Below are 12,785 nucleotides of genomic sequence, written 5' to 3'. Positions count from 1 at the left end.
GCGGGTGCCGGTGAGGGTCAGAGGAGGGTGTCGCCGATGTAGCCGCCCTCGACGCAGCCCGGCGGGATCGCGAAGACGACGGAGCCGATCGGCGTCGTCCACTCGTTGAGCAGGTCCAGCTCGTCCAGTCGCTTCTGGATCGGCACGAACTGCGCGGTGACGTCGGCCTGGTACGCCGCGAAGATCAGCCCGGAGTTCGAGATGTCCTCGCCCGTCGGGGTGTCGTCGTAGTTGTAGGCCCGGCGGTGGAAGCGCTCGGCGGTGTTCTCCGAGCGGGCGCGCCTCATGTGCGAGAACTCCGGGATCACCGGGAAGCCGATGGCCGTCGTCGCCTCGAAGTCGGGCTCGTCGGCCTCCGCCGTCCCGGTGAGGGGCGCGCCGTTCGCGAGGGTCCGGGGAGGAGACGGGTCGGTCAGACGCCGCGGGGACCTCCGGGGAGGTCCTCGCCGCGGCTCGCGTCGATGATCAGGAGGCGGGCTGCAGAGGGGGGCCGCGCCGCAGCGCCGCCTGGGGGAAGACGCCCGAGGCGAGGGGGAGCACGTCGCGCAGCTCGAAGGAGGAGCGTCGCGCGGGTCGAGGAGCGGCCACCGGAGTCGGCAGGACCCGCACCAGGCGGGTGACGAGGTGGCTCGTCGTCGCGGCGACTCGGACGAGGAGGGACTCGCCGCGGTGGAGCGCCGCGGTCGTCGCGACGGCGGCGACGAGGTGCGCCGCCCACATCGAGGAGCCGGTCATCCCGCTGTGCATCATCGCCGCGCTGACGTCGATCACGGCACCGTGGTGCGCGTGCACCATCGGCGCATCGACCGGCCCCGTGAAGGTCCCGATCGTGAAGAGCGTGTGGAACAGGAACTGGCTGACTCCCACCGAGACCGCCAGGCGGACCAGGGAGAGCCTGCGCCCGGCGAGCGCCACGCACACCAGGACCGACAGGACGAGCGGCATCGCGACACCGAGCGGACCCGGGATCTGGCCGCCGCCGGCCACGTGCGAGAACAGCGCGACGAGCGTCGCCACCGTCGCCGCGACGACACCCCGGAGGGTGCGCAGCGGGCGCGACGACGACATCTCCCCAGTGTCGCAGACGCTCCTTCCCGCGGAGGACCGCTCCCGGGCGAGAGGGGCGGCCGGCCGACGGCTCCTCTCAGCGGACCGCGGAGGCTCCGGGGCGTCACTTCTCGGGCCGGACCACCAGCCCGACGCCGCCGCCGCGCCGCACCGGTTCGGCGACCGCGGTCATCCGGCCGGAGGGGTCGACCTCGATGGCGGCCACCGCCCCGATCTGCGCGGCCGAGGTGAAGGTGTCGCCCGAGGGGACCAGCTGCTGGCCGAAGGGAGCGAGGTCGTCGGCGTACGCCTCGATGAACTCGGGCTCGGCCGAGGTCGTCGCGCCGTTGCGCTGGGAGGCGCGGGGCGCTGCCACCGCCTCGGGGAGCGTCATGCCGAGGTCGATGCGGTTGACCAGGGTCTGCAGGACCGTCGTGATGATCGTCGATCCGCCCGGCGAGCCGACGACGAACCGCACGTCCCCGCCGTCGAGCACGATCGTCGGCGACATCGACGAGCGCGGGCGCTTGCCCGGCTCGATCCGGTTCGGGTCCCCGTCGACGAAGGTGGGGGAGAAGTCGGTCATCTCGTTGTTGAGGAGGAAGCCGCGGCCCGGGACGGTCATCGCCGAGCCGCCGGTCTGCTCGATCGTGAGCGTGTAGGAGGCGGCGTTGCCCCACTTGTCGACGACCGAGAGGTGGGTCGTGGAGATGTTCTCGGTGTCCGACTCCTCCGCGGCGGGGGCGGTCGCGCATCCGGAGCCGTCGAGAGCGCCGGGCGCGACCGGGCGGACGGAGGCGGTCGCCGGGTCGATCGTGCAGTCCCGCGAGTCCGCGAACTCCTGGCTGAGGAGCGTCTCGGTGGGCACGTCGACGAAGGCGGGGTCGCCGACGTAGGCGCCCCGGTCGGCGAAGGCGCGGGCGGACGCCTCGAGGTAGAGGTGCAGGGCGCTGCCGGTGTCCTCGGCCGCGAGGTCGTGGTTCTCGAGGATGTTGAGGGCCTCGCCGACCGCGATCCCGCCGGAGGAGGAGGGTGCCATCCCGTAGACGTCGAGTCCGCGGTAGGAGACGCGGGTCGGCGCCTGCTCGGCGACCGAGTACGCCGCGAGGTCGGCGGCGGTCATCGTGCCGGCCGGGGCCGGGAGGTCCGACCCCTCGGCGATCCGCGGGTTCTGGACCGTGTCGGCGATCTCGGCGGCCAGCGCGCCCTCGTAGAACGCGTCCGGCCCGTGGACGGCGATGGAGGTCAGCGTCTTCGCGAGGTCGAGGTTGCGGAAGGTGCTGCCCACCTTCGGCGCGTCCCCACCGGGGAGGAAGAGCTCGGCCGTGTCGGGGAACGCCTGGAACCGCTCGAGGTTGTCGAGCGTCTGGTTGCGGAAGGTCTCGTCCACCCGGAAGCCCTTCGCCGCGAGCGCGATCGAGGGCGCCAGCACGACGGGGAGCGGCAGGGTGCCGAAGCGGTCGACCGCGGTGTCCCAGGTCGCCACCGTGCCGGGCACGCCGACCGCGACGCCGGAGGAGACGAGGTCCGGGGTGAACGGGTACGGGGCTCCGGTCGCGGGGTCGAGGAACGCGTCCGAGGTGATGCCGGCCGGCGCTGTCTCGCGTCCGTCGATGGTGCTGACCTCGCCGGAGGCCTTGTCGAAGTAGACGAAGTACCCGCCTCCGCCGATGCCGGCGCTGTAGGGCTCGCTCACGCCGAGGGCGGCTGCCGTGGCGACAGCGGCGTCAGCTGCGTTGCCGCCGCGCTTCAGCACCTCCATTCCCACGCGGCTCGCGTTCGCGTCGACGCTCGAGACCGCTCCGCCGTAGCCCACCTGCGTCGAGGGCGAGATGAGGGGTCCGCCGAGGAAGTCGCGGATCTTCTCGGGCGTGAGCCCGCTGTCCTTCAGGTATCCGGAGACGGGCCTGTCGAGAGCGGACGCCGGTGCGGCACCCGCCACTCCCACTGCGACGACCGCGACCAGCGCGATCGCGATCCTGCGGAGCACGGGTGTCGTGGCCATGGCGTTCCTCCATCGGAACTCAGTGGTGCGCGGTCGGCGATGCGGGTCCCCCCAACCTAGGGGCGGGATGGGGGTGCGGGGTAGGGGGTGCCCGGTCGAGCTCGCCGCCGTCGCTCAGTCCCGGCTCGGTGCTGACGGCCCGTCGGGGATGGCGGGCAGTGCGTCGGTCGGCGGTATCGCGAACCAGAAGACCCCGTCCGCGAGCCGCGCGCGTTCCAAGGGCGCGCCGAGGGGCTCGGCCGTGTTCAGCGCCGCATCGACTCCCGTCGAGACGGGATCGTCGTTCGCGGCGTGCGGTGGGAAGCGGAAGCGCTGACCGATCAGATGGTCGCCGTCGAGACGGCGCCGGTAGACGATGCAGACGCTGTTCGGGCTCTCGATCCAGGTCCGGACCACGTCCACCACGGAGGCGTAGTTCTCGAGGATCTCGTCCTCCAGGACCCCCTTAACGACGGCAGCCTCGGTCGAATCGTGCATGGGCAATCCCTCCTCGGGTGGCGGACCGAGGAACTCGGCCCGCCACGGACGGTAGCCGAACCATTTTCGGCAGGGCGGAGGAGGCGCGCTCGAGCTCCGGAGCGGCGCGCGCCCCTCCTGGCCGGCAGGCCTGCGTCGGTACTGCTGACGGAGTCGTCGGGGCTCCTGATCCGGCCCGCGTGTCGACTCGTCCGGCAGCGCTCTTGACAGGCGAGCGAAGTAAGTGTTCGATCAGTCACATGGCTTCCCCCTCCTCCCGCTCCACCGCCGAGGCGCAGCGCGAGCGGATCACCGCGGCGGCGCTCCACGTGTTCGCGCGCACCGGCTACGCCGCGACTCCGATCACCGAGGTCGCCGCCGAGGCCGGTGTCTCGCCCGCCTACGTCTTCCGCCTGTTCCCGGGCAAGCTCGGCGTCTTCGTCGCCGCGGTTGACCGTTGCTACGAGCAGGTGGCGTCCACGCTCGCGGCGGCGGGGGAGGCCTCGCCCTCCTCGGACCCGGCCGACCGGCTCGAGGCGATGACCGTCGCCTACATCGACCTGATCGCCGACCGCGACCTGATCATGCTGCAGTCACAGGCGCAGAGCGCGTGCGAGGTCCCCGAGATCCGCGAGGCGGTGCGCCGCGGGATCTCCGCGGTCGTCCGAACGGTCACCGTCGTCTCCGGAGCCGACGGTCCGGCCGTGCAGCGCTTCGTCGCCTACGGGCAGCTCTGTCACCTCATCGTGCAGACCGACCTCGGCGGCGTCGACTCCGAGTGGGCCCGCATCGTCTCCGACGGCATCCGGCACCGCGACTGAGTCCGCGGCGCTCGCCTCTCCTCCTCTTCTTCCTCTCCTCCTCTTCTTCCTCTCCTCCTCTTCGCCACCATCCTTTTTTTATCCGCTTTTGTGACTGTTCAGTCACTCACCTACGACCTCAGGAGCCCCTCATGTCCACCACGCTTCCCCGCACCACCACCCGCGTCGTCCTCCCCGGGATCGTCGAGCCGTCCGGGCTGCTCCTCGAGCAGGCACCGGTCGAGCCTCCCGCGGCCGGCGAGCTGCTCGTCGCCGTCGAGGCCACCGGCATCTCGTTCGCCGAGCAGTCGATGCGCCGCGGCCGCTACTTCGCCCAGCCGCCGTTCCCCTTCACGCCCGGCTACGACCTCGTCGGCCGGGTCCTCGCGGTCGGCCCCGGCGGCGACGCGTCGCTCGAGGGCCGCCGGGTCGCCGCCCTCACCAAGACCGGCGGTTGGACGGGTCACGCCCGCGTCGCCGCCCGCGACTGCGTTCTCGTCCCCGACGGAGCCGCGTCCGAGGACGCCGAGGCCGTCGTGGTCAACGGAGTGACGGCGTGGCAGATGCTGCACCGCTCGGCCCGGGTCTCCCGCGGCGACACGATCCTCCTGTTCGGCGCGAACGGCGGAGTCGGCGGCCTCGTGCACCGCCTCGCCCGCCTCGAGGGGATCCGCGTGATCGGCGCCGCCTCGCCCCGCCACCACGAGGCCCTCCGAGCGGCCGGAGTGGAGCCCGTCGACTACGCCGATCCCGACCTCGCCGCTCGCGTGCGCGAGCTCGCTCCCGGCGGAGTGCAGGCCGTCTTCGACAACGTCGGCGGAGCGACGACCCGGCTGGTGTGGTCGCTGCTCGCGCCCGGCGGCACCCTCGTCGCGTACGCGATCGTCAGCGCGAGCACCGGGAGTATCTGGCCCCCCTTCCTCCGCCAGCTCGCGCGGATCCAGGCCTACCGGCTCGCCCCCAACGGCCGGCGCGCGGTCTTCTACGACCTCTGGGCGGGCCACTCGCTGCGCCCCGCGCGCTTCCGTGCGCGGCTCGAGGAGGACCTCGGCCGCGTGCTCGGACTCCTCGCCGACGGCTCGCTGACGGCCAACATCGCCGCCCGCTTCCCGCTCACGGGGATCGTCGAGGCGATGGAGCTCGCCGAGTCCCGGACGCTCGACGGCAAGGTGATCCTGCTGCCGTGAGCGGGGTGCGTCCGGGCGGAGGGTGATTCCGGCGCGGAGGCGCCCGGGCGGCGAGCAGGGGAGAATGGCGCGGTGGACACGGGACTGGTCGAGGTGCTGAAGGCACTGGGCAATCCCACGCGACTGCAGATCATGGAGTGGCTCCGCTCTCCTGAGGCGTCGTTCAGCGAGTTCGAGCCGATCGCCGACCGCGCCGAGTTCGGGGTCTGCGTCACGCATCTCGCCGCGAAGAGCGGTCTCGCGCAGTCGACCATCTCGTCGTACATGGGATCCCTGGAGCGCGCGGGCCTCGTCCGCTCGACGCGCGTGGGGAAGTACACCCACTACCGGAGGAGCGACGCCGACGTCGACGGGCTCCTGAAGCGGCTCGGAGCGTCGATCTAGCGACGTATCGCAAATCGTCGATATGATCGGCGGCATGACCGATGCTTCCGAGACCGCTCCCGCTCGCCGTGCTCTGCTCGTCCACGCCCATCCCGAGGAGCGGTCCTTCTCCTCGGCGCAGGCGGACGCGGTCCTCGAGCAGCTGAGGGCCGACGGCATGGAGGTGCGCCGGCTCGACCTGTACGCCGAGGGCCGGGACCCGGTGCTGCACCGCGACCAGTTCGCGGCCGGCTCCGGCTACTTCAAGCCGCAGGCGCAGCAGATGACCGCGGTCCTCGAGAAGACGCTCGGGGAGCCCGTCACGAGCGATCTCGACGAGCTGCTGCAGGCGGATCTCCTGGTGCTCTCGTTCCCCCTGTGGTGGTTCTCGATGCCGGCGATCATGAAGGGCTGGATCGACCGGGTCTTCGTGATGGGCGCGACGTTCGGAGGCGAGCACGGCGTCTTCGCCGAGGGCGGCCTGCGCGGCAGGAGCGCGATGCTCCTGCTGACGACGGGCGGCGGCGAGGCGGCCTTCGCGCCCGGCGCCGCCGACGGCTACGGCGACCTGCAGTCGTTCCTCTTCCACATCCATCGCGGGATGCTCGAGTTCGTCGGCTACGACGTCCTGCCCCCGGTGGTCACCTACGGTCCCGCCCGCCTCGACGCGGCCGGACGCGAGGACGCCCTGCAACGGGCTCGAGCGCAGGCGTCCGCATCGACGGCCCGGCTGCGCGGCGCCTAGCATCCGTCGCGCGCCCGGCAGGAGTCAGCTGCCCGCTCGAAGCGCCGCCACGAGCTGATGCAGTTCGGACGCGTGGTCCCGCTTCCACTCGCGGAACGCCGGAGTCGTGCTCGAATCCTCGGCTACGGGGACGTACTCCACCACGGCCACCTCGAGGACGGTGGCGAACACGTCCTCGTCCGGCTCCGTCGACGTGCCGGCGACGCCGACCGTCGCGGTGTGATCGATGCGTGCTCCGGAGAGGGTGATCGTCCACAGCTGGATCGGACCGTCGGGAGTCCGGGTCGCGTCACCGGTCCTCGAGTGGACGACCTCGATGACGACTCCGCCCACCGTGCGCTGCATGGCCCGAGCGTACTCAGCGGATCCGCGCGCGGCCGAGCGTCTCGGGCGGCCGACCGCCGATGCCGCGCCGGGACCCCGATGGCCGTCCGGTCGCGACGCCTCCCCTGCCATCATTGCCCTCGCACTCGACGCTCTTCGGAAAGGCTGGACATGGCAGAGAACCGATCGTGGACGGGATGCGTGTTCATCGGCACGAGTCTCGACGGCTTCATCGCGCGCCCGGGCGGAGACCTCGACTGGCTCACCGATCCCGCCCCGCGACCTCACACCGCGGAGGCGACGGCCCACCCCGCGCTCATCTGGGAGACGTTCTTCCCGACGATCGACACCCTCGTCATGGGGCGCTCCACCTACGAGACGGTCCTCGGCTTCGACGCCTGGCCGTTCGAGGGGAAGCGGGTCGTCGTGCTGAGCACCACGATCGAGGCGGACGGCAGAGTGGAGGTGGCTCACTCCGTCGAGGAGGCGGCGCTGCTGCTCGACGCCGGAGCGGCAGACCGCGTCTACATCGACGGAGGCCGCACCATCCAGGCGTTCCTGAGGGCGGGCCTCGTCGACGAGCTGACCGTCTCGATCGCTCCCGTGCTGATCGGACAGGGTCACCGCCTCTTCGGCGACCTCACCGGCGACGTGCTCCTCACTCTCCGAGGCCATCACAGCAGCGAGGGGGACGGGCTCCTCCGGGTCACCTACGACGTGCGGCCCCGCTAGATCGACGGCGTCCGCCTCCCGGCCGCCCTCAGTCCCGCGACCGGCTCGCGTGCGCGCGGGCCTTCATCCGGTTGCCGCACGTCGCCATCGAGCACCACTTGGCGGTGCCGGGGCGGCTGCGGTCGAGGAGGAAGAGGTTGCACTCGTCGTTCGCGCAGGCGCGGAGCCGCCCGGGGAACCGGGCGTTCACAGCGGACCAGGCGAGGACCGATTCCACCGCGAGGCGATCCGGCTCGGGAGCGCTCAGCTCCCACACGACGCCCTCACCGGTGATGCGCGGGGTGCGCACGGCGTGCGCGACCAGGTCCGCGAGCTCCGTGACGGCCGCGGGCGCGGGCGCGCGCACGACCGCCTGGAGCGCGTCGCGGGCACGGCGCAGCTGCTCGAGCTCGTCCTCGGTGCCGACTCCGCCCCACCGCCGGGCGAGCTCGCGACCGGCCGCGTCGCCGAGGTCGTCTGTCGGCCGTCCGTCCACCACCGGCGCGCTGTTCAGCACCGCCAGGAGCAGCTCCTCGTCCCGATCCATCGTTCCCCGTCCTCCCGCGCCGTGCGGCCCGTTCGATCCATGCTAGCGTCCGGCTAACCAGTAAATCTGATTTGAAGGGTTAGCCATGGTCGTCGTCCATCACCGCACCGTGTCCGTCGACGGACTCGACGTCTTCTGGCGGGAGGCCGGGCCCGTCGACGCGCCCGTCCTCCTGCTGCTGCACGGGTACCCGAGCAGCTCGCACATGTTCCGCCACCTCCTCCCCGCCCTCGCCGGCCACTACCGCGTCATCGCCCCCGACCACATCGGCTTCGGACGCTCGTCCGCGCCCTCCGTCGACGACTTTGACTACACGTTCGCCGCCCTGACCGCGGTGGCCGGCCGCTTCCTCGAGACCATCGGGGTGACCCGGTACACGATCTACGTGCAGGACTACGGCGCCCCCGTCGGCTGGCGCCTCGCCCTCGCCGATCCGTCCGCGGTCGTCGCCGTGATCTCGCAGAACGGCAACGCCTACGAGGAGGGCTTCGTGCCCGGCTTCTGGGACCCGATCTGGGCCGACGCCGCCGAGCTGACCGACGAGACGCGCGACGCCCTCCGGCCGGCTCTCGGCCGGGAGGCCGTCGAGTGGCAGTACACCCACGGTGTCCCCGACTCCAGCACCGTCGACCCGGACGCCTGGGAGCACGACCTCGCGCTCCTCGCCCGCCCCGGCCAGGACGACGTGCAGCTGGCCCTCTTCCGCGACTACGCCACCAACCGCGCCCTGTACCCCGCCGTGCAGGCGTGGATCCGCGAGTCCGGAGTGCCCGTCCTCGCCGTCTGGGGCCGGAACGACGAGATCTTCGCCCCCGCCGGCGCCCAGGCGTTCCTCCGCGACGCCCCCCACGCGCGCATCGAGCTCGTCGACGGCGGGCACTTCCTGCTCGAGTCCCACCTCGACCGCGTCGTCAGCGCGATCACGGACTGGCTGCGCCCGGCGTGATGCACGAGGACGGGCGGGAGGGTCTCGTCGCCCGCCCGACCCTCCTCAGCGGACGGTGGTGGCAGCGGTGTCGGCGTTGCTGCGGATCGACGGATCCGAAGTCCTCACGGAGAAGGTGGTTGCGAGCGCTGTGCCCGTGCCTGCGCTCACGGCCGTGACGGTGATCTTCTCGGTGGATGTCCGCCCGTTGCCGAGGCTGGAGCGCTGGAAGACCACGACGCTGCCGATACGGGTGTACTTCCCCGTCGCGGAGACGAACCGCACCCCCGGCGGGAGGATCACCTTCGAGTAGACGGACGTCGACGTGGAGGGTCCGGCGTTCTTCGTGATGAGCGTGTACGTGAACGTCCTCCCCTTCATCGCGGTGGTCGGAGCGGAGACGTCGACGCGAAGGTCGGCCTTCGCGGTCGCGGACGCAGGGGACACGGTGAGAGTGCTCTGCGCGGTCGCGGTTCCGGCGGTGCTGGCGGCCTGCACGGTGAAGACGTAGGCGCCGGTCCTGGTCGGAGTGCCGGTGAGGCGCCCCGTCGGATCGAGGGTGAGACCCGGGGGCAGGGCGCCCGACGACACGGTCACGACGGGCGCCGGAGTTCCCGCGACCGCGTAGGTGAAGTCGTAGGCCGAGTCGACGACGCCGGCTGCGACGGTTCCGCTGATCGTCGGCGCGACGGGTGCAGGCGGGGCGGCCTCGACGGTGATCCGCCGGGAGGCGGTGGTAGTCGTTCCGAAGGAGTTGGTCGCGGTGACGGTGAAGTCGGAGGTTCCGGGTTCTGCGGGCGTGCCCGTCACGAACCCCTCGGGAGTCAGGGTCAGTCCGGGCGGGAGCGTCCCGCTGGCGAGGGTGTGGTCCGCGAGGCGCGCATCCCCTCCGAAGGCGAAGGAGAACGGAGTGCCGACCGTCGCCGTGGGAGGCGCGGCAGCCGTGAGGACGGGACGGGTCCCGGTGGCGAGGGTGAAGCCGTAGCCGGCGTCGATCGAGGTGACCCCCTTCAGTCCTGCGGGAACCGTGGACTGGCCGGCACCGTCGTCGCCCCAGGCGGCGACGGTGCCGTCCTCGCGGAGCGCCACGCTGTGCCCGTACCCGGCGGCGACCGCGACGACACCGGTCAGCCCGGCGGGGACGTCGCTCTCTCCGTCCCTGTCGCTCCCCTCGGCGACGACGCTGCCGTCGGCGCGGACGGCGAGGTCGTGGGTCCGTCCCGCCGCGACCGCGACGATGTCGGAGTAGCCCGCGAAGATGTCGTCGGGGCCGTCGTAGCCCCAGCTCACGACGCTGCCGTCTCTCGTGACGGCGAGGGTGTGGAAGGACGCGGCGGAGATCGCCACGACGTCGTCCAGACCGGGAGGCGCCTCCAGCACTCGCCCCTGGTCGTACCCCCAGATCGCCACTGTCCCGTCGTCGCGGAGCGCGACGCTGTGGGTGCCGCTCGAGTCGATCGCGGTGACGCCGCTCAGCCCCGCCGGCGGCTCGGTGTACCGGTCCTCCGGGGGGAAGAGCGGCGCAACGGTGCCGTCCTCGAGAAGCGCCAGATCGGGGGAGACGGCCGCGACGCCGCGGAGGTCGTCCGCCGGGATGGGGCCGCCCTCGAGATTGTCACCCCAGACGGCCACTGTGCCGTCGCTCCTCGCCGCGACGCCGTAGTACTGGCCGGCCGCGATGGAGACGGCGTCGGTCAGATCCTCGGGGGCGCTCGTCCGACCGTCCTCGTCGTATCCCCAGCCCACGACGCGCCCGCCCGCGACGGGAGCGTCGGCCGCGTGAGCCGCGGCCGCGGTGCCGGTGAGCGGCCCGTCGAGGGCGGCGAGGCCGGTCCCGAGGAGGAGGGCGCCGGTGAGGAGCGCGAGCGGGCGGACAGTGCTTCGAAGGCGCATGGGGTCTTCCGGTCGGGTCGGCCGTCGTCGGCCGCCCTGCGACCGTGACAGCTGCGAGCGCCGTGGGCAACGCCCTCTTCCGGCCACGTCCGGAAGAGGGCGCCCAAGCGGACGTCCTTCGTCGGCCCCGCTCGGCTGATCCTGTTCACGACGGAGGAAGGATGAGGCTCCGGCGCCCGTTCCGCGCGGATCGCGGGGTCCTGGAGCAGATCCATCCTTCGTTGTGAACACCGTCTGGACGAGGTCCTGCGTCGGGGATGCTCCGAAGCCCGGCTTCGACCTCGTCAGGACCCGAATCCGGCTCCCGTCGGCTCCTCGGCGTTCCGGATGACGGTGAGCAGGAGGTCGTTCAGCTGCTGGGCGGCGGGGGCGCTCAGGCCGACGTCGCTGAGGTCGTTGGTCGCGAGCGCGACCGCGCGCGCCGCGGTGAGGACGCGCTCCCCGTCGGCGGTCGTGCGGATGGGTGTGCGTCGGCCCTTCCCGCGGACTCCGACACGCTCGATCAGCCCTCGCCGCTCCATGCCGTCGAGGACCTCGGACATCGTCTGCGGGCGGACGAAGACCGCGCGGGCGATCTCGGCCGAGGTCAGCTGCGCTCCGCCGGTGAGGCAGGAGAGGACGCCGAACTGCACCAGGCTCACGTCGTGCTCCGCGAGCCCGGCGGTGATGCGCGCGCCGATGATCCGCGCGACCTTGACCGCGTTCCAGCCGAGGACGGCCTCGAGTCCCTCGTCGTCGTCCACGCCGACATCCCTCCCGGGTGATTCAAAGAAACAGGAACCTGCTTCACGAGGTAGCCTGCAGGGACCTGCTTCTGCAGTCCCCTCCCTGGAGTGTGCACCACACCCCGGACCACATCGATCCGACAGGACATCCCATGACCGGCACGCAGCTCCCCGACGACCGAGGCCGATGGGGCGCGGAGGACGAGCTCGGCACGCTCACCCTCATCGACGATGCCGCACGGCGACGTGCCGCGGAGGAGGTGAGGACCGGCCGCTGGGTCTCGCTCGCCCTCCCCGTGGCTCCCGCGTCGATGCTGGGCGGCCCCTTCGCGCCCGCCGCTCCGCCGTCGCCCCCGGTGCAGCAGGCGCTCCTCTACACCGGAACCCCTCCGATGGGCATGTCCGAGGTGCTGATCGTGACTCCGCACCACCCGGCGATGACCCACCTGGACGCGTTCGCGCACCTGCCCGTCGATGACGGAGTCGTCTACCCGGGCCGGCCTCTCGCCGAAGCCGTCACCGCCGGCGGAGTGATGCACGGATCCACCTCCTCGTTCGCCGAGGGCATCGTCACGCGCGGAGTCCTCCTCGACCTCGCGCCGCAGGGGAGGCTGCCGGCGGCGCACGCGATCGTCGCCGCCGACCTCGACGCGGCCGAGCGCCGGGGAGGCGTCCCCCTGCAGTCCGGCGACGCGCTCGTCGTCCGCAGCGGGTGGGGCTTCTCCTGGGACTCGGAGGAGCAGGCCCCCGGCATGACCGTCGACGCCGTGACCTGGATGCACGAGCGGGGCGTAGCGCTCTACGCGGGGGACGTCGGCGACAGCTTCCCCCCTCACGATCCCGAGATGCCGATGCCGATGCACATGGTCGCGCTCGCACGGCTGGGTATGCCCCTCATCGACAGTGCGGACGTGGAGCAGCTCGCCGTGGTCTGCGCCGAGCTGTCCCGCTGGTCGTTCCTGCTCAGCGTGGCCCCACCGCGCCTGCTCGGGCTCACCGGCGTTCCGGTCAATCCGATCGCCGTCTTCTGAGGTGCCGCCGCCCCGCGGATCGCCGC

Annotated in this window: 14 protein-coding genes and 1 pseudogene; 7 read left to right on the top strand and 8 right to left on the bottom strand. The window is 72.2% G+C overall.

Annotated features, from left to right (window positions below):
• Positions 1 to 17: 17 nt before the first annotated feature.
• From C5C56_RS10455 to C5C56_RS10440, 4 genes and pseudogenes are all read right to left on the bottom strand, one after another.
• Positions 18 to 398, bottom strand: a pseudogene (locus C5C56_RS10455) (Dyp-type peroxidase); the annotation flags it as partial.
• A 67-nt stretch (positions 399 to 465) separates the two neighbouring features.
• On the bottom strand, positions 466 to 1,068 hold the full coding sequence (locus tag C5C56_RS10450) for a hypothetical protein (RefSeq protein ID WP_104250438.1): 603 nt from the start codon (positions 1,066 to 1,068) through the stop codon (positions 466 to 468).
• Positions 1,069 to 1,171: 103 nt separating this feature from the next.
• Positions 1,172 to 3,052, bottom strand: a complete 1,881-nt coding sequence (gene ggt / locus C5C56_RS10445) for a gamma-glutamyltransferase (protein ID WP_104250437.1) — start codon at positions 3,050 to 3,052, stop codon at positions 1,172 to 1,174.
• Positions 3,053 to 3,166: 114 nt separating this feature from the next.
• Positions 3,167 to 3,529: a hypothetical protein gene (locus C5C56_RS10440; RefSeq protein WP_104319557.1), complete on the bottom strand. Its 363-nt coding sequence runs from the start codon at positions 3,527 to 3,529 to the stop codon at positions 3,167 to 3,169.
• Positions 3,530 to 3,768: 239 nt separating this feature from the next.
• Between C5C56_RS10440 and C5C56_RS10435 the strand changes: the two genes are divergently transcribed.
• The 4 genes from C5C56_RS10435 to C5C56_RS10420 all read left to right on the top strand — a co-directional run bounded on the left by C5C56_RS10435 (position 3,769) and on the right by C5C56_RS10420 (position 6,603).
• Positions 3,769 to 4,329 (top strand): TetR/AcrR family transcriptional regulator, encoded by a 561-nt coding sequence (locus C5C56_RS10435; RefSeq protein WP_104288592.1) that lies wholly within the window; start codon positions 3,769 to 3,771, stop codon positions 4,327 to 4,329.
• 131 nt (positions 4,330 to 4,460) lie between these two features.
• Positions 4,461 to 5,495, top strand: coding sequence for a medium chain dehydrogenase/reductase family protein (locus C5C56_RS10430; protein ID WP_104319556.1), 1,035 nt, complete (start codon positions 4,461 to 4,463; stop codon positions 5,493 to 5,495).
• A 72-nt stretch (positions 5,496 to 5,567) separates the two neighbouring features.
• A complete protein-coding gene (locus tag C5C56_RS10425; RefSeq protein WP_244230566.1) occupies positions 5,568 to 5,879 on the top strand; it encodes a helix-turn-helix transcriptional regulator in 312 nt (103 codons plus the stop codon).
• Between the two features lie 34 nt (positions 5,880 to 5,913).
• Positions 5,914 to 6,603, top strand: coding sequence for an NAD(P)H-dependent oxidoreductase (locus tag C5C56_RS10420; protein WP_104263399.1), 690 nt, complete (start codon positions 5,914 to 5,916; stop codon positions 6,601 to 6,603).
• 24 nt (positions 6,604 to 6,627) lie between these two features.
• Here the strand turns inward: C5C56_RS10420 and C5C56_RS10415 are convergent, their stop codons facing one another.
• Complete coding sequence (locus C5C56_RS10415; RefSeq protein WP_104319555.1) at positions 6,628 to 6,948, bottom strand: hypothetical protein; 321 nt, start codon at positions 6,946 to 6,948, stop codon at positions 6,628 to 6,630.
• Positions 6,949 to 7,098: 150 nt separating this feature from the next.
• Between C5C56_RS10415 and C5C56_RS10410 the strand changes: the two genes are divergently transcribed.
• Positions 7,099 to 7,659, top strand: coding sequence for a dihydrofolate reductase family protein (locus tag C5C56_RS10410; protein WP_104319554.1), 561 nt, complete (start codon positions 7,099 to 7,101; stop codon positions 7,657 to 7,659).
• A 28-nt stretch (positions 7,660 to 7,687) separates the two neighbouring features.
• Here the strand turns inward: C5C56_RS10410 and C5C56_RS10405 are convergent, their stop codons facing one another.
• Positions 7,688 to 8,185 (bottom strand): CGNR zinc finger domain-containing protein, encoded by a 498-nt coding sequence (locus tag C5C56_RS10405; protein ID WP_104319553.1) that lies wholly within the window; start codon positions 8,183 to 8,185, stop codon positions 7,688 to 7,690.
• Positions 8,186 to 8,270: 85 nt separating this feature from the next.
• On the opposite strand from C5C56_RS10405, the gene C5C56_RS10400 reads away from it, so the two are divergent.
• Positions 8,271 to 9,131: an alpha/beta fold hydrolase gene (locus C5C56_RS10400; protein ID WP_104319552.1), complete on the top strand. Its 861-nt coding sequence runs from the start codon at positions 8,271 to 8,273 to the stop codon at positions 9,129 to 9,131.
• A 45-nt stretch (positions 9,132 to 9,176) separates the two neighbouring features.
• Here C5C56_RS10400 and C5C56_RS10395 read toward each other — a convergent pair whose 3' ends face one another.
• Entirely contained in the window at positions 9,177 to 11,003 is a 1,827-nt protein-coding gene (locus C5C56_RS10395) for a putative Ig domain-containing protein (RefSeq protein ID WP_104319551.1), read from the bottom strand.
• 284 nt (positions 11,004 to 11,287) lie between these two features.
• Positions 11,288 to 11,746, bottom strand: coding sequence for a MarR family winged helix-turn-helix transcriptional regulator (locus tag C5C56_RS10390; protein WP_104282929.1), 459 nt, complete (start codon positions 11,744 to 11,746; stop codon positions 11,288 to 11,290).
• Positions 11,747 to 11,880: 134 nt separating this feature from the next.
• On the opposite strand from C5C56_RS10390, the gene C5C56_RS10385 reads away from it, so the two are divergent.
• Positions 11,881 to 12,759 (top strand): cyclase family protein, encoded by an 879-nt coding sequence (locus tag C5C56_RS10385; RefSeq protein ID WP_104319550.1) that lies wholly within the window; start codon positions 11,881 to 11,883, stop codon positions 12,757 to 12,759.
• Positions 12,760 to 12,785 lie beyond the last annotated feature (26 nt).

The sequence above is a fragment of the Rathayibacter sp. AY1D1 genome (genome assembly GCF_002932635.1).
Taxonomy (GTDB): domain Bacteria; phylum Actinomycetota; class Actinomycetes; order Actinomycetales; family Microbacteriaceae; genus Rathayibacter.
This window is presented reverse-complemented; position numbering and strand designations above follow the sequence as displayed.